17 protein-coding genes are annotated in these 16,402 nt (G+C 36.6%); 1 reads left to right on the top strand and 16 read right to left on the bottom strand.

The window, feature by feature from the left end:
- Window positions 1-227: 227 nt before the first annotated feature.
- The 16 genes from ACHRV5_RS20300 to hutH form a co-directional block, all read right to left on the bottom strand.
- The gene (locus ACHRV5_RS20300) at window positions 228-677 is read right to left on the bottom strand and encodes a thioesterase family protein (protein ID WP_047774722.1); all 450 of its coding nucleotides are present in this window, start codon (window positions 675-677) and stop codon (window positions 228-230) included.
- Window positions 652-1,935, bottom strand: a complete 1,284-nt coding sequence (locus ACHRV5_RS20295; protein ID WP_047774723.1) for an ABC transporter permease — start codon at window positions 1,933-1,935, stop codon at window positions 652-654. Before ACHRV5_RS20295 ends, ACHRV5_RS20300 begins: the two co-directional genes overlap by 26 nt.
- Entirely contained in the window at window positions 1,925-2,677 is a 753-nt protein-coding gene (locus ACHRV5_RS20290; protein ID WP_117610275.1) for an ABC transporter ATP-binding protein, read from the bottom strand. The genes ACHRV5_RS20295 and ACHRV5_RS20290 overlap by 11 nt, the downstream gene beginning before the upstream one ends.
- 6 nt (window positions 2,678-2,683) lie before the next feature.
- Window positions 2,684-3,682, bottom strand: a complete 999-nt coding sequence (locus ACHRV5_RS20285; protein WP_395427961.1) for a BtrH N-terminal domain-containing protein — start codon at window positions 3,680-3,682, stop codon at window positions 2,684-2,686.
- Window positions 3,682-4,086, bottom strand: a complete 405-nt coding sequence (locus ACHRV5_RS20280; protein ID WP_395427960.1) for a hypothetical protein — start codon at window positions 4,084-4,086, stop codon at window positions 3,682-3,684. Before ACHRV5_RS20280 ends, ACHRV5_RS20285 begins: the two co-directional genes overlap by 1 nt.
- A gap of 26 nt (window positions 4,087-4,112) precedes the next feature.
- Window positions 4,113-4,577 (bottom strand): ABC transporter permease, encoded by a 465-nt coding sequence (locus ACHRV5_RS20275; RefSeq protein ID WP_395427959.1) that lies wholly within the window; start codon window positions 4,575-4,577, stop codon window positions 4,113-4,115.
- Window positions 4,578-4,584: 7 nt separating this feature from the next.
- Window positions 4,585-5,016, bottom strand: coding sequence for a hypothetical protein (locus ACHRV5_RS20270; RefSeq protein ID WP_047774729.1), 432 nt, complete (start codon window positions 5,014-5,016; stop codon window positions 4,585-4,587).
- Window positions 5,016-6,149: a beta-ketoacyl-ACP synthase III gene (locus ACHRV5_RS20265; RefSeq protein WP_395427958.1), complete on the bottom strand. Its 1,134-nt coding sequence runs from the start codon at window positions 6,147-6,149 to the stop codon at window positions 5,016-5,018. Before ACHRV5_RS20265 ends, ACHRV5_RS20270 begins: the two co-directional genes overlap by 1 nt.
- A gap of 16 nt (window positions 6,150-6,165) precedes the next feature.
- The gene (locus ACHRV5_RS20260; protein WP_230004164.1) at window positions 6,166-7,068 is read right to left on the bottom strand and encodes a dialkylrecorsinol condensing enzyme DarA; all 903 of its coding nucleotides are present in this window, start codon (window positions 7,066-7,068) and stop codon (window positions 6,166-6,168) included.
- Between the two features lie 32 nt (window positions 7,069-7,100).
- Window positions 7,101-8,750, bottom strand: a complete 1,650-nt coding sequence (locus tag ACHRV5_RS20255; protein ID WP_395427957.1) for a phytoene desaturase family protein — start codon at window positions 8,748-8,750, stop codon at window positions 7,101-7,103.
- Window positions 8,751-8,822: 72 nt separating this feature from the next.
- Window positions 8,823-9,704 carry a lipid A biosynthesis acyltransferase gene (locus tag ACHRV5_RS20250; RefSeq protein WP_395427956.1) on the bottom strand — a complete coding sequence of 294 codons (882 nt, stop codon included), beginning with the start codon at window positions 9,702-9,704 and terminating at the stop codon, window positions 8,823-8,825.
- Complete coding sequence (locus ACHRV5_RS20245; protein WP_047774738.1) at window positions 9,704-9,958, bottom strand: acyl carrier protein; 255 nt, start codon at window positions 9,956-9,958, stop codon at window positions 9,704-9,706. The genes ACHRV5_RS20250 and ACHRV5_RS20245 overlap by 1 nt, the downstream gene beginning before the upstream one ends.
- Before the next feature lie 4 nt (window positions 9,959-9,962).
- The gene (locus tag ACHRV5_RS20240; protein ID WP_047774741.1) at window positions 9,963-11,186 is read right to left on the bottom strand and encodes a beta-ketoacyl synthase; all 1,224 of its coding nucleotides are present in this window, start codon (window positions 11,184-11,186) and stop codon (window positions 9,963-9,965) included.
- A 19-nt stretch (window positions 11,187-11,205) separates the two neighbouring features.
- The gene (fabG, locus tag ACHRV5_RS20235) at window positions 11,206-11,937 is read right to left on the bottom strand and encodes a 3-oxoacyl-ACP reductase FabG (protein ID WP_047774742.1); all 732 of its coding nucleotides are present in this window, start codon (window positions 11,935-11,937) and stop codon (window positions 11,206-11,208) included.
- Between the two features lie 31 nt (window positions 11,938-11,968).
- Window positions 11,969-13,180, bottom strand: coding sequence for a WG repeat-containing protein (locus ACHRV5_RS20230; RefSeq protein ID WP_047774743.1), 1,212 nt, complete (start codon window positions 13,178-13,180; stop codon window positions 11,969-11,971).
- A 37-nt stretch (window positions 13,181-13,217) separates the two neighbouring features.
- On the bottom strand, window positions 13,218-14,738 hold the full coding sequence (gene hutH, locus ACHRV5_RS20225) for a histidine ammonia-lyase (protein ID WP_047774745.1): 1,521 nt from the start codon (window positions 14,736-14,738) through the stop codon (window positions 13,218-13,220).
- A 101-nt stretch (window positions 14,739-14,839) separates the two neighbouring features.
- Between hutH and ACHRV5_RS20220 the strand changes: the two genes are divergently transcribed.
- A complete protein-coding gene (locus ACHRV5_RS20220) occupies window positions 14,840-16,084 on the top strand; it encodes an NAD(P)/FAD-dependent oxidoreductase (RefSeq protein ID WP_047774747.1) in 1,245 nt (414 codons plus the stop codon).
- The last annotated feature ends 318 nt before the right edge of the window (window positions 16,085-16,402 follow it).

The following is a 16,402-nucleotide window of genomic DNA, read 5'->3' as shown; positions in this document are numbered from 1 at the left end:
AATCTCGCTTTCCTTTTCTTCATAAAAAGGCGTTTCCTTTTTTTAAATTGACATAACGCTATGTGTCAAATTGTGATATGTTATGTATTCTTCTTAGCGCATTTTAAATCCTATATTTCTATGTGTTAAATTTTTTAGCACGCAGATTAAGCGGATTTATAGCGTTACGTTTTATGCCTTTTTACAGTTGCTTTTAGGTATATTTTAACTTCGCCGAACCGAATCTATTAAAGCAACAAACCTACTTTCCTCTTCCATTCCTCATAAAACGGAGGGTTGGTCAACATTAAATTTCCTTCTTTATCTAAAAATACCTGAACGGTTTCTCCGGTGCAGGCAATTTCGCCTTTGGCATCAATTATTTTAAAACGATAAATCATTTTGGCGGCAGGAGTGTCTACTACCGTTGTTTCTATTGTTACCACATCGCCATAACGAAGCGATAATTTATGTTCGCATTTTGATTTTACAATTGGAGTCGTATAACCCGTGTTACCAATATCCAAATACGTAAGCCCATGTTGACGACCAAATGCTTCTCTTCCGTCTTCAAAATAGGTAATATAATTGCCGTGCCAAACGATTCCAAGCGGATCAGTTTCGTTAAAACGAATTCTGATTTCATGTGAAACGGTTAGGGCAGAAGCCTCCTTAAACTGTTCTTTTCTTTTTGTCATAGAATAATGCAATCGAGGTTGTGATGATAAAAAACAAAAACAATAAACTTATTTTTGGAATGATTTCTAATAGAGTTACGTTGCGTAATAAAACATCGTAAAAGGCTTCCAGTCCCCAATTCATAGGAGACGATTTGGCAATAAACTGCATGATTTTGGGCATTGCAAAAACAGGAACCCAAACCCCGCCAATGGCAGCTAAAATGATAACACTTGTTGCGCCAAAAGGAGCCGACTGTTCCTGAGTGCTGGCAACAGTGCCTAACAAAATTCCGAATCCGATGGCTGCAAAACCGGAGAATAGGGCAACAACACTCATTAATAGTAAATGGCCTTCAACATTTAACGGAGGCAGACCGATATGCGGAAATAAGAAAATAGCAACAGCCACCATCATATAAAACTGAATCATGCAAATAGCAGAGTAAGTGATCGTTTTGCCTATGATAACAACCAAATTAGAAACCGGATTGGTTAACAATCGCACAAAGGTTCCCTGTGATTTTTCTTTTACAATATTAATAGACAACGGAATTACAATAAAAAATATTGCAAAAAGAGTCCAGGCAGGAACGTTATGTTGTACTGAATTTGGACGAACTTCTTTGTTGTTGATTTTCGGAATTATTTCCTTGAAAGTAATGAAACTCTTTTGCTCAAATTTAGCACTCCCTTCTCCCAGTTGACTTTGAAAAGTAGTGTAAATAGATTGAGTTTCGATTTGTGAAATCATCTTGTCAATCGAACTCATCACCGCATTCTTGAAACTCATCTGAACCGCCGGATCAAAATACAATTTGACTTCTTTCTCTTTGATGACTGTTGCAGTTTGCGGAGCAGCCACACTGTCTGTTAAACCAATACTGCTTACAATATTTTGTACGTTCTGATCAATTTTGGCCTGTAGATCGGTGCTTAATTTTGCCGGAATTACAATGGCCAATTGGTATTTTCCTTTGTATACATTTTCTCTGGCAATGTCTTCGGTAATAGGTTTGTTGTCGATTTGAGTTACAACGGTAAACAGATTGCTCTTTTCTAAATTGTCAAAAACGGTTTTAGACACAGCTCCTTTATCTTTGTCTACGAGTAAGATCTGAATTTTAGTATCGCTAACCGCTTTAAACGTGCTGTCTTGTATTAAGGTTACCGTGATGACAAGGACCAATGGCATGATAAACAAAATAATCAAACCACCTAAATCTCGTTTAAGAAGTAAAAATTCTTTTACAACCGACATCCAAATTTTATATAGCATCTCTTAAGTTTTTACCGGTTAATGAAATAAAAACTTCTTCGAGATTTCTGGCTTCAGCAGTTGAAGCGATCAGGCTTGATGGGGTGCCTTGCGCGTAAATTTTACCTTGATCTACAATAGCAATCTGGGTACAGAAATCTTCTGCTTCGGCGAGATGATGGGAGGTATAAATAATCGTTGTTCCGTTTTGATTCAGGAATTTCAAATAATCGATTATGGCATTTTTAGATTGAACGTCAACACCAACGGTTGGTTCATCCAAAAACAAAACTTTTGGATTGTGCAGAATTCCCGCAATCAGATTGACTCTTCGTTTCATTCCGCCCGAAAAGGTTTCGATGCGTTTGTCTGCAAATTTTAGAAGCCCCAAAAGATCTAAAGTTTCAACCACTTTGTCTTTGAGATGTGACCCTTTCAAACCATACATACTTCCAAAATAATGCAGATTTTCTCTGGCAGTTAAGGTGGGGTATAAAGCGTATTCCTGAGGAACTACACCAATAATTTTTTTAATTTTTGAGGCATGATTTGCATAGTTCAGCTCCTGAATGGTAAAATGACCTGATGTTGGTTTTACCAATCCGCAAAGCATGGAAATCAAAGTTGTTTTTCCGGCACCATTTGGACCTAATAATCCAAAAATCTGACCTTCGTTTATGTTCAACGAAAAATCATTCAAAGAATACAATTCTGCATCTTTGTACTTTTTCGAGAGGGATTCTATTTTAATTATGGGATGCAAAATAGTTTAGCTGATTGCTTTTTTTAGTTTTTTGAAAAATACTTCTTCTCTGTTGGCAATGTCCAAAAGTTCATCGGCAATGGTATTGTAGGCGTCTTCTTTGGCGCTTCTGTTTTTATAAATTCGGGAAGCTTCTACGGCAAAATCACGCCAGGAATCTCCAATCTGAGTCATTTCTTTAGAAAGTACTTTCAACTCTTCATTGTTTAAAATAACCGAAGCTTCTTGTAAAAATGCGGCATAAATAAAACGGAAACCACCGCCTCCGGTACCAATCTCTTCCTGCATTCGTACCATTTGCGCCAGATAATGATTAGCTTTTTTAGTACCGTGTTTTACAGGCCATTTTCTAATTTGTCTGGACACAAATTTAATACCGCGTACCCCGACAATTGGCATTGGTGCCAACATATCACGGCACGTATTCTTGATTCCCTTAAGGATAGCACTTTTAAGATCTACCTCTTTTGGAATCTGAATCGGATAGTACATTTGACCTCTTGGAGCAAAAGCGCCTTTGGCAAAACGTACTTTGTCTAATTCGTCATGTGTTAGCGTCGTAACGGTTTCCATTACAGGATCGCTAATTAGATAATCGGTTTCGGTTTTTCCGTAAACGACTAAATTATGAGCGTTAAAATGAAAACGATATTCGTCAGGAAAGTAACTCAAATGATAAACACCAACTTGTAATCCGGTTGGAATATTATTTTTTAAGTTCGCCTCTAAAGCCGCATTTGCGTTGGCAACGGAGGAGAATTTTTGTCTTTTTATTTTTAAATTTAGACGGCTTGCCAGTTTATTAAAAATTTGCCCAGGTAAAGTTCTGTAACTTATGGCTGGCGCATGATTTACTTTTATAAAAGGAAGATATACAAAGAAAAGTCCGGAGCCAATACCAAAAACCATCGGTTCGCTGATGTTCAGTCCGTTATTTTTTAACAAATTCGAAGCTACTCCATTCTCACAATGAGCAGATTGATGATGTGTAAAATTAGTTTGCATTAGTCTGTTTTGCTATTTTTTAGTTCGGCTATTGAAATGTCAAAAGCGTCGGCATATTTCTGTAAAAGGGTATCGCTTAATTTTGCAAAAACGGCTGGTTTAAAATGTCTTTTTACACGCCATTTCCACATTCCGACATAACTGGCAAGGATCGTGAGGTCCATTTTGTTCAATTCCATATAATAACAAATCGGACTGGCTTTTCCGGCTTCCACCTGTTGTTTTGCTTCGGCAATTCTTTCGTTAATATCATCAATAGAATTAGAAAGGGCAATTGTTTTGGGCTCCCAACCTGTGCTTAAAGTCGTAGTGTAATTACCGTTTTCATCGGTGGCATACAGTAATTCTTTCAGGTTATTTTGGGTTAAATTACCTTTGTCTTGTGGTACTTTTTCTTTTTCCATGACCGTTTGGTTTTCGATTGAAATGATTATAATACAGTCGAAATTGTTTTTTGAATGAACAAATTAATTTCGCATTCTAAAAGTATTTTGTCTTCAACTAAGCTTTCGCAGCTCATTGTGCATAAAGTGTAATCGTCGCCTTCAAACTTGGAAACCAGATTTGCTCTGGTAACAATGCTCTGTCCAACGTGTGGTAACGAATGGATTTTCAGGTTTTTTATGGCGCTGATAAAACCAATTACATTTACGTTTTCGTTTTCTGAACCGTCATCGGCAAAAAAATATTTTTTCCCTACAATAGACGAACAGGTTTGTGCTGTATTTTCGATTAAACCGGCTTCAATAAAAGTATTGTTCGCCACAAAGATATTGTCTTCTTTGATCAAAAATACGGTTTCTACAAAACTGGCATTTACATCCAGAATTAAATCGACCATAAGCATAGGTGCCCGGTGTGGTAAATAATTTTGAATGTCTACTGCAGTTCTCATACCAGTATTATTTTGCCAGGACCGTTTTCATCTGTCCGTTGGCGATTTCTTCGTTGTTCAGAGTTGTTACGATTTCGACCAAAGTGATTCCTGCAAATTCCTGTATAATGGTTACAGTCGATTGAATCGTATCATTGATTTTAGGTAACTTTTTAATTTGAATTTCTTTGATGGAACCAATATAACCCGTTGGAGCTTTTTGGTTTTTCAAGAAAAAATCATATCCGGTATGCAAGGCTACAGATTGCGCCATGTGCTCAATTAAACCTGCTTCCAGAAAAGTATTTTGATTAAAAAAGATATTGTCGTCTGTAATATTTAAACCCGAAACCAATGTGTTTTCGGTAAACGAATACATTTTATCTACCATTACAAAAGGAAACTTTTGTGGTAATAAATTCTCGACAGCTTCTTTTTCTAAAAGTAAAGTTGTGTTCATTAGCAAACGGTTAAATAAGCATATGCAAAGGAGAATCTTCCGCTTTCGGGAACAGATAAAAGAATGCGGTCTCCTTTTTTCAGGCTTCCGGAATTCATTAATTCTTCCAAAGCCAGATAAATAGAGGCTGAGCCCACATTTCCTACTCTGGAAAGATTCATAAACCATTTCTCATCCGCCATTCCGATTCCTCTTTCTGTAAGTCCTTTTTTTAATCCTTCGACAAAAAAGTTAGAAGAAACATGAGGAATAAAATAATCAATATGGTCAGCGGTAATGTTGTTCTTGTCCATGGCGTCTTTCATACTCTCGGCTCCTTTAGAAAGAATGAATTCATCCAGTAATTTCACATCCTGTTTGATGGCAAAAACAGATTCGTTTAACCATTCTTCAGGCGCGTAATCACTCCATGATTTGATTTCACCAGTTTCTAATTTATCCCCTCCGGCATACATGCAGGTCTCTAATTCGTATGCGTACGAAAAAGCTTCCATCCATTCTATCTTTAGTGAAATTGGGCCTTGAGGTTTATTTTCTAATAGAAAAGCACCAGCTCCGTCAGACAACATCCAGCGTAAAAAATCTTTTTTGAAGGCAATAATAGGTTGTTCTTCCAGATTTTTCAGATTGGTTGTTTCGTGATTGTATTTTTGAGCTAAAAGCCAGGTAGATACTTTTTCTGATCCTGTGCAGATAGCATTTTTTGAATTTCCTGATTTTACCGAAAGAAAACCGAATTTTAAGGAATTCATTCCGGCACAGCAAACACCCGTTGACGAGTTTAATTCTACCGATTTGTTTTTTAGTAAACCATGTACCATTGCCGCATGTGAAGGAAGAAAAAGATCCGGTGTTGAGGTTCCGCAAGAAAGTACTTCCACATCTTGAGCCGTAAAGTTCTCGTCAAACAGTTGTACAATAGCGTTTTGAGTTAATTCGGCATTGCTGTGTGTACTTTTTCCTGTTTTGTCAACTGCGTAATATCGGCTTGTAATTTTATTATTGCGCAAAATAATACGTCTTGCTTTTGAAGCGGTATCGTTGATAAGGCCTAAAAAGCTTTCCATTTCGTCATTTGAAACGGCATCATTTGGCAAATATTTTGCAGCTTTGGTAATATATACTTCAAACATAATCTAATTTCGTCTTCTAAACTCCCTGATAATATTGAGTTTCTTTTTTTATGGTATTTAACTTAACGGGATAGGTAATAAGGTGCAATATATATACTATTGGCGAGATTAACCAGATAGCAAGGAATAAATAAACATTAAATAGCTTTAGCAGCATTTTTCTGTTTTTTTGATTCTTATAAATCAGGTTTGACCATTTATTGAAAATTTTATTGGCTGTTTTGTCAACGGTTACCAGGTACGGACTTATTTTGACTGCGCCAATAGCTACCAATTTAGGTTGTAAATCGGCTAGATTGTTCTGGTTAAACCCAGAAAGCATAAGCGTTCCGAACTTATCTGATTCCTTAATATCTTTATCGGAAACTCCCGGTAACGGGAATATACCCAAGTATTTTTTCTTTACTCCGGAGAACATCCATTCTACAATAGTGATTACACTGATTAGATTTCCAACACGGTCCACCAAAGCTACATTTCCGACCAATTTTGCATTGGCTTCCTGTAACAATACTTTGATTTTTTCCTGAGCCATGATCCACATATTTCGGGAACCACTGATGGTTATTACGGGGGTGTTGTTTAGTAATTTTTTGGCCGCATCACTTTTCAAAAATGAATTTATCGGAATTGAAGGGGATAAATACCAGACTTGATAATGAAACAATACTAAGTCAAATTTGGTGTTTAAAATTTCTTCCGGTACCGGTTTTAATGCGGTTGGAATTTGTAGAAAAGTTTCGGGGAAAGCATCAAAAAAGGAATTTTTATCCCAAGGAAAGGGGAATGGCTTTTCTAACTGTATTTCATGAAATGTTACCTTTATCTCTGCTGAATTTAAGAATGGTTTTGCGATATTTTGTGCAATCTCTTCCAATTGTCCAGATTGGGAATAGTAGATAACAAGAACATTTTTCATTTTGGTTTTGTCTTTGGTTCTCGCAAAAGTAGTTAATTTTTTGGAATGAATTTTCGGATTTTATCGGATCGTTTGGTATGCACCCATTCCGGCCATGTTGAAGCATCTTCAGCATCATAAATTCGTACTTTCTGATCGACATCTTTCAGTAATAAATCATCCGATTTACATTCTAAGATTAATGCCGCGGCTGCGATTCCGGAATACGTGGCACCACTAACACCGTGTGATAACGTACAGGCTCCGCAAAGAAACAAATTAGCGATCTCGGTTTTATTTTTATAGCTAAAGGGCCCCACCTGATTCAGTGTTTTTTCCGTTCCGTAAACATTTCCTTTTGTCGAATTAATGTAGAATTCGTTGGTTTTTGGCGTTCCTAATTCGGCCTGAATAATATGTTGTTTTGCATTCGGGATTATTTTTTCGACATTATTCATCAGTTTATTGGTGACTTTTTCTTTGAAGATTTTGTAAGCTTCATTGTGATAGTCTTCTAAACCGTTAAAATCCTCTAAATGCTCATAATTGACATAGGTAACAATTTCGAAATTATGATACCTTCCGTTAAAACTTGCCGGATCTTTGAGTGTGGTACAGCTTATAAAAACGGCAGGGAATGAATCTCCTTCTGCAATGTCATTGTTCATTAAATCTTCAAAATTGGCATCGTCATTTTCATCTTTCATCATCCAGATATTTCCCGAATCAATTTTAAATTGAGTAACATCAATATCTAAGGTCAGAAATAGAATCAATGAGGTGACGGAGTATTTTGTTTTATCAAGTTTCTTGAGAAGCGAGTTGCTGAGGTGCTCCTTGTCAATTAAATTTAAATAGGTAATAGAAGGATCAGCATTCGAAATAATATTTTTTGCCCATAGCTTTTCACCATTTTCCAGTTCGATGCCAACGGCTTTTTTATCTTCGATTATAATTTTATGGACGTTTTGCTGTACGCGGATTTCACCGCCATGTCTTTTTATTCCGTTTGTCATTGCTTTTACGATACCGCCACCACCGCCCATCGGATAGTAACCGCCATCAAAATAATGACTCATTACGGAACAATGTACCGGAAAACAAGCCCGGTTTGGCGGAAGCCCGTGATCTCCACATTGAATATTAAGAACTGCTTTTAACATCGGATCTTTGACATGCCATCCGACTACTTTTTTTAAAGGGAATAATGCGAATTTTCCAAAATGTTTGGTGCGAAAGGGCACCGTTATTTTTTGCCACCAGCCTTGTAATTTCGGAATTAATTGAAGTTCCGTACTTACTTTTTCGACTAAGGAAAGATATTCATTTATGTTTTTTTCTTCAGAAGGGAAATGGGAGGAAAGGGTTTCTTTAAGATTGTCAATTCCTGCCGGGAGATTAAAAGTTTTATCGCCGATTAAACAATGTTCGTAGGCTTTTTTATTCATTCGAAAAAAAACCAGATCATTGGCAATTCCCAGACCACGATACAGTTCATTGGTAGAGGCTCCTTCCTCAAGAAGTCCGACATAATGTACACCGGGGCTAAAACGTTGTCCGTTTAGCGTGAAACTGTGACTCCAGCCACCCGGAACATAATGTTGTTCGAGAATCAAAACTTTTTGTCCGGCTCTTGCCAAACAAATACCAGTTGCTAAACCTCCAACTCCGGAACCAATGATAATCGCGTCGTATTCTTTCATGTTTTGTTTTAAGATTTCTTAAAAGTAGGAAAGAATGCCAATTATAAGTGGAATGATGCTGTCTTTTATTGTTTATTTTTCAGAGCGCTTCCAAAAATCAAAATAATTAAACCATTGCAAAGGGTATTGCTGTATAATTGTTTCGACACTTTGTACGTATTCTTTGAGTAGTGCTTTTTCGTCACGATGTTTTACAGTAGCTTCTCTGGCGTATAAATGATAATGCAGATTGGGTTCCTTCATTACATAAACAAAAACCACCGGAACTCGTAAACGGGAAGCAATTAAAAAAGGACCGGCAGGGAAGTTGGCCTCTTGTCCAAGTATTTTTTCGTAAAGTGATTTGGTGCCTTCAAAATAGCGATCACCGGTAAAACAAACCAATTCGTTATTTGCCAAAGCCGCATTGATCTCAAAAATATGAGACAAATCGTCTTTGATGATAATAAATTTTACGGTTGGTTTTTGAGTAACCGTTTCCAGATATTTTTTAATATGGGAATGTTCCAAATCTGTAGTGACCAAATTAATCTGGAAATTAAGATCGATATCGCCCAGAAAGTGTTCGGCGATTTCAAAATTTCCAACATGAGCACTAATCAGTACACCCCCTTTTTTCTCGGCTAAAAGTTGCTTCAGAATTTCTATTCCATCAAACTCATAGGTGAATTTATTCCGCATTCCTGCAGAAATAGCCACCTTATCAATAATGGTTTGTCCAAAAGTATAGTAACTTTTGAAGACCATTTTTTTAGATTTGAAATAGGAATAGTCGAGCCGTTCTTTAAAATAATAAGAGATGGCCCGATTGCTTTTCTTTAGAAACAGAAAATAGTAGGAGGCAACAAAATAAAGTAAGAGATAGGCCGATTTAATCCCCGCTTTTTGTATTAAAAAAACGAATATTTTATAGCCTAAAACGGTGCCTTTTGATTTGCCGTCCCATTGACTCATTAAAGGGCTTTCGCTTTTAATTTGGCTTCGATAAGATCGTAGAAATTTTGAAAAGTAGCGATTCCGACGAAATCAGCTTCTACTAGTTTTACACCAAAATTAGATTCAATAGAAACCACTAAATCTACATAATCTAAACTATCCAGACCAAGTGTATCTTTTAAATTAGCGTCTGGTTCAATGTCATCACTATCAACCTCAAATTCATCAACCAAAAAACTATTAATTTTTTCTATTATTTCTTCTTTATTCATCACTTCATTTAAACTTTTTAACTACCAACGCAGAGTTGGTTCCTCCAAACCCGAAGGAATTGGACAAAAATATATCAAATTTTTTGTTTAACGTAGTTTTAACTAAATTTAATTTTGAAGCATCTTCGTCAGGATTTTCTAAATTGATGTTTGGAGCAATAAAATCGTGCTGCATCATTAGAATAGAGTAAATTACCTCGCTTGCTCCTGCCATCCAGCATTCATGACCCGTCATGGACTTGGTTGAGCTAATGTAGGGATTTTCTTCTCCGAAAACTTCAAAGATTGCTTTGGCTTCATTTTCATCTCCAACCGGAGTTGAAGTGGCATGTGCATTTATGTAGTCAATATCTGACGATTTTAATTTTGCATCGTCAAGAGCACGTTGCATCGCTGTTGATGGGCCTTCGACATTTGGGGTAGAAATGTGTCCTCCGTTTGAAGAAAATCCATAACCGGCAACTTCTGCAATAATAGTTGCTCCACGGGCGATGGCAGATTCATAACTTTCTAAAATTAAAGTGGCACCTCCACCACTCGGAATTAAGCCATCGCGACCGGAATCAAAAGGTCTTGACGCTTTTGTCGGATCATTTTCACGGGAAGAAAAAACACCTAAACCATCAAAACTGCTCATGGCGTATTTGTTGATTTCTTGCGCTCCTCCGGTGATAATAATATCCTGAAAACCACTTTTTATTAAAAAATAGGCTAGTCCAATAGAGTGAGACCCACTGGCACAGGCGGCACTTATGGTAAGATTGATTCCTCTCAATTTAAAAATAGTAGATAAATTCATTGTTACCGTAGAATTCATCGATTTAAAAATGGCTCCGGAGCCAATTAAAGCGGTGTCTTTTTTCTCTCTGATAATATCGGTGGCATCAATAATGGCTTTAGAAACACTGTCGTTTCCGTACATGATTCCCACTTCACGAGTGTCAAAAAAAGCATCGTCTATTTGGGCATTTTTTAAGGCTTCAATAGTGGCCATATAGGCATATTCGGTTTCTTCACCGATGCTCATACGTTGTCTGCGCGACAGTAAGTTTTTCAGATCGGCTTTAGGAACCATTCCTGTTAAGGCCGATTGAAAACCAAATTCTTTTCTTTCAGGGTCAAACTGAATGCCTGATTTTCCATTGTATAGGGACTCTTTTACTTCATCTAAAGAAGTTCCGATACAAGAATAAATTCCCATTCCAGTAATTACAACTCTCTTATTCATCGTCTTTCAAAGTAATTTTTTAAGAATAAATTCCTCCGTTTATATTGATAATTTCTCCTGTAATGTAGCTCGCTTTTTTTGAAATCAAAAAGCTTACCAAATCTGCTACTTCTTCGGCTTCGCCAAAACGATTTACCGGAATTAGCTTCAGTAATTCTTTTTCGTCTAACTGACTGGTCATATCGGTTCTGATAAAACCCGGTGCTACTGCATTTACAGTAATGTTTCTTTTGGCAACTTCCTGAGCCAAAGCTTTGGTTGCCGCAACAATTGCTCCTTTTGCAGCCGAATAATTGGTTTGTCCGGCAGTTCCTTTTACTCCCGAAACCGAAACTATATTTACGATTCGGCCGTATTTGTTACGCAACATTTTCTGAATGAAAAACTGAGTAACATTAAAAAATCCGTTTACACTGGTGTTCACAACTCCGTTCCAGTCTTGTGGAGTCATCCACATAAAAAGACCGTCTTTTGTTATTCCGGCGTTGTTTACTATTGCTTCAACAATTGCTTCAGGATTGGCTTCCTGCCATTTTGTTAAAATGTCTTGTACTTGTTCAAAATCAGAAACATCAAAGCCTAGAATTTCGCCCGTAGCTCCTAATTTTTGTATTTCCTGAAGTGTTTCTTCGGCAGCCGTTTTATTAGAATGATAATTAATCAAAATATGATAATTGGCTTCAACGGCTAATTTTTTACAAATAGCGCTTCCAATTCCTCTTGATCCGCCTGTTACTAATACACATTTCATTTAAGTAATTTTTATTTTTTATAGGTCGATGTTATCGCTTTTTTTTATTTACCGGCTTTGCGGCTGGTTTTGTTGCTGGTTTTGGTTTTTCAGCTGCGATTTCAGTTACCTCTTTTTTTTCTGTTGTATTTGAAAATAGTTCAGCGTTTTCAAACCATTGGTTGCCTAAGACAGTTCCGTCCGGTTTTAGAAAGCCCCATTTTCCTTCATTTTTTACTCTTGCAAAACCATCAATAAATCCTTTGTCCTGTTTAACAAAAAGGGAAATAATGATTCCGTTTGAGGTAATAGCATATTGGGTTGGAATGACTAATTTTCCGCTTTCATTGATGAATCCCCAGTTTTTTTCTTTTACCGGAGCGAGTCCATTTGAACTGAAAACTTCTGCATCAGCATAGGTTGGCGGAATAATGAATTCTGCTTTTGGATTAATGTATCCCCATTTTGATCCTACCGCAACAGGAGCTAAATTTTTTGAGAATGCTTTTGCTTTATCGTAAATAGGCAAAATGGCCCAATTTCCTTTTAAGTCAATGAATCCGATTTTTCCGTTCTTTTTAGCATAAGTTAAATCTTGTGTGTCAAAGTCCCAGATTTTTTCGGCACCCTCAACCGGAGTAAAATTTCCGCCACTTACGATTCCGAAAGTTTTATCTTTTCTTGCCCAGGTTGTGTTTTTAAAATAATTGCCTATTTCGTCGTAGGCAGGTTCTATTAATTCCTTGCCGGCAGTATTAATAATGCCCCATTTTTTATTGCTCTCAACTCTTGCATAACCATTTTCAAAAGGTTTGATCTGATCGTATTTTGGTTCTAAAACAACCACCATTTTTGAATTGATCAATCCTACTTTATCATTTTGTCTGATAAAAGCAACTCCGTCATTAAAATCAAATAATTTCTCTGTAGCGGGTGCTTGTTGAATCTCTCCTTTTGTATTGATGTAAACCCAATCCTTCTCTTTTTGTACGATTGCAATTCCGCTGTTAAAATCTTTAACCCCTTTATAATCGGCAGGAATTACCCAGGTTCCTTTAGTATCTATAAATCCCCATTTTCCGTCTTTTTCTACTGCGGCCAGGCCTTCAGAGAAACTCTTTGCAGCTTTGTACTGGGGTTCGATGCGCAGTGTTCCGTCCTTGGAAAGATATCCAATTTTTGAACTTTTCTTGACTAAAGCCAATTCCTGACTATTAACAAACTGAATAAATAATAACGATAAAAAAAAGAGTGACTTTTTCATAGGTTTAAGATTCAAGATTAATAATATGGTATGCGGTTTAACTCTCGATAAGGTAATCTTTTACTTTTTGAACAAAAGGATACATTACCTGATCCTCTTTAAATTCCGGAATAATATTTCGAACATCATCGTACCATTTTTTAGTAACAGATGAAATTTTATCTTTTTGCCCCAGGTAATCGATCGCCTGTACGATTGTAATCATTTCGATACTCAATACTTCAAAAGCATTTTCGATTACTTTTGAGGTAATTACAGCAGCATTTGTTCCCATACTCACAATGTCCTGATTGTCGTTGTTGTTCGGGATACTGTGAACATACATTGGGTTGGATAACATCTGACTTTCGGCAGTTGTTGAGGTAGCGGTAAACTGCACACCCTGCATTCCGAAATTAAATCCTAATGTTCCTAAATTTACGAATGGAGGAAGAATTTCGTTGATTTTTGAATTTAACAAATAATTCAACTGACGCTCTGCCAACATGGTTAATTTGGTAATTACGATTTTTAATTTATCCATTTCAAGCGAAATATAATCGCCGTGAAAATTACCACCGTGGTATACGTGTTTGTTTTTTACATCGATAATCGGATTGTCGTTTGCCGAATTGAATTCGTCTTCCAAAATCGAAGCGACATTATTTATAGTCTCTAAAACCGGACCAAGAATTTGAGGAACACATCTTAAAGAGTAATATTCCTGTACTTTTTCTTTAAAAATTTCTTCGGTATTTTCTCCGGAATATAAATGATCTTCTCTTTTGCGGATCAAAGTACTGTCCGAAAGATTTTCTCTCATTCTTTTGGCTACTTCCTGTTGTCCTTTATGACGTTTGGTCTGATTTAATTCTTCAGAAAAATGGTCGTCGTAGGCCTGAACTAATTCGTTTATCGCACAAGAACATTTTAAAGACCAATCTAACAATTTAGAAGCGTGGTGTACATTTACAACTCCAATTCCGGTCATTACCGAAGTTCCGTTGATCAAAGCAAGTCCTTCTCTGATTTCTACCTGGATTGGTTTTAGACCTTCAATTTCGAAAACTTCCTGAGTTGGTCTGCGGTCTCCTTTATAAAAAACTTCTCCTTCTCCAATTAAAACTAAAGCCAGATGAGACAATTGTACTAAATCTCCACTGGCACCAACACCACCGTGTTCGAAAATTAATGGGGTAATATCTCGGTTAATAAGTTCTGCCATTAAGTGAATTACAGAAGAATGAACTCCGGAATTTCCTAATGAGAGTGTATTTAATCGGGCTAAAATAGCTGCTTTTGCACACACAGGACTCAAAGGTTTTCCGGTTCCTGAAGAGTGGCTTCGGATTAAATTATATTGCAATTGAATCTGATCGGATTCTTTGATTCGGTATTGGGCCATTGGTCCAAAGCCTGTATTTACACCGTATATTACTTTGTTTCCTGAAAATTCTTTTAGGAAATTAAAGCTTTCATTTATTCTATTTAAAACAACATCGCTAACAACAACTTTATTATTTCCAAAGATAATAGACTCAAATTCTGCTAAACTTAAATATTCATTAATTGTATTCATTAAACCGGTTTTGATTGTGCTAATTTAATTTTATTTATCAAAATAAATGTGGTTATTTTGATGATGGCAAATGTAAGTTAATAAATCATAACATTTCTAATATGACAAAGGAGTTTGTAGATGTTTTAATCATAGGCGCAGGACCTTCAGGATGCGTTTCGGCATCGTATCTTCATAATAATGGCGTTAAGATAAAAGTGGTGGAAAAAACAAGATTCCCAAGACTTGTTGTCGGGGAGAGTCTTATTCCGCGTGTTATGGATCATTTTGCAGAGGCAGAGCTTTTTGAAAGCCTTGACAAAATGAATTTTGAAAAGAAACTAGGGGCTCGTTTTATAAGAGGTGAAGAAATTTGTGTTTTTGATTTCAGTAAAAAATTTGGTGAAGGCTGGGATTGGACCTGGCAAGTGCCAAGAGCTGATTTTGACAACACCATGGCGCAGGAAGTAATTAGAAAAGGAATTGATCTGGAATTTGAATCGGAAGTTTTGGAGGTTTCTTTTGAAGGGAAAAATTCTAAAACAATTGTAAAAGATAAGGATGGAAATTTAAAAGAAATCCATGCTAAATTCATTATCGATTCCAGTGGATACGGACGTGTTTTGCCAAGGCTTTTAGATCTTGATACACCGTCAAAGTTAGATCCTCATTCTTCGATATTTTCACATGTAAAAGATATAAACAGACCGGAGGGCGAGGAAGGAACTTTAATTTCGTTTGATATTTTAGAAACCGAAGTTTGGTTATGGGTGATTCCTTTTTCTAACGGAAATACGAGTTTAGGAGTTGTAGGTCCAACCGATTTTATTAATGCTTTGTCAGAGAACAAAGACAATGCGGAGGCTTTACGAAACGCCATTCAGCTTTCGGACTATTACATACAAAGATTTAAAGGCACTGAATTTTTGTTCGAGCCTGTGAAGTTAGAGAATTACTCCAGAGCCGTAAAAAAAATGTACGGTGATGGTTTTGCGTTGACGGGAAACAGTTCGGAATTTTTAGATCCGGTTTTCTCTTCAGGAGTTGCTTTTGCGACAGAATCGGGAATGTTGGCGGCCAAATTGTATCTCAAAGAATCGAAAGGAATTGAGGTTAATTGGGAAGTGGAGTTTACAGAATATATGAAACGCGGGATTGGTGTTTTTACCACTTACGTGAAAGAATGGTACACCGGAAACCTACAGACTTTATTTTTTCATCAGCCCGAGAATCCGGATGTGAAAGAAAAAATTTGTTCTGTTCTGGCAGGTTATGTCTGGAATGAAGAAAATCCTTTTGTAAAGAAACACGACAATGTGATCAAGAACATGGCGTATCTTTTGGATCGGGAAAAAGAAAGTAAATAATTTTTATGATACTGTAATATAAGAAGAGGAGGCCATTGGCATCCTCTTTTTTTGTTTGGAGAGCTTATACTTTTTCAGCACCCTTCTTTTTCAGTCTATATTTCCCAACTTTTTGCTTTGATGATCTCGCAAAGGCGCAGAGTCGCTAAGTTCTTTTTCTGCTTTTTCATTAAAACTTTGCGATTTTGCGACTCTGCGAGATTTTTACTTCCTCACAACTGTTGAACTTGATCCTTATTTTTCAAAAAGGTAAAAAGGAGTCATAAAAAAAGGGATACCATTATAGTTTCCCTTTTGTGTTTTTTTCTGAAGATAGTA

The sequence above is a fragment of the Flavobacterium sp. FlaQc-52 genome, assembly GCF_044007495.1.
Lineage (GTDB): Bacteria > Bacteroidota > Bacteroidia > Flavobacteriales > Flavobacteriaceae > Flavobacterium > Flavobacterium cupriresistens.
Note: the sequence above shows the minus strand (reverse complement) of the source record. Positions and strands in the feature narration are given on the sequence as shown.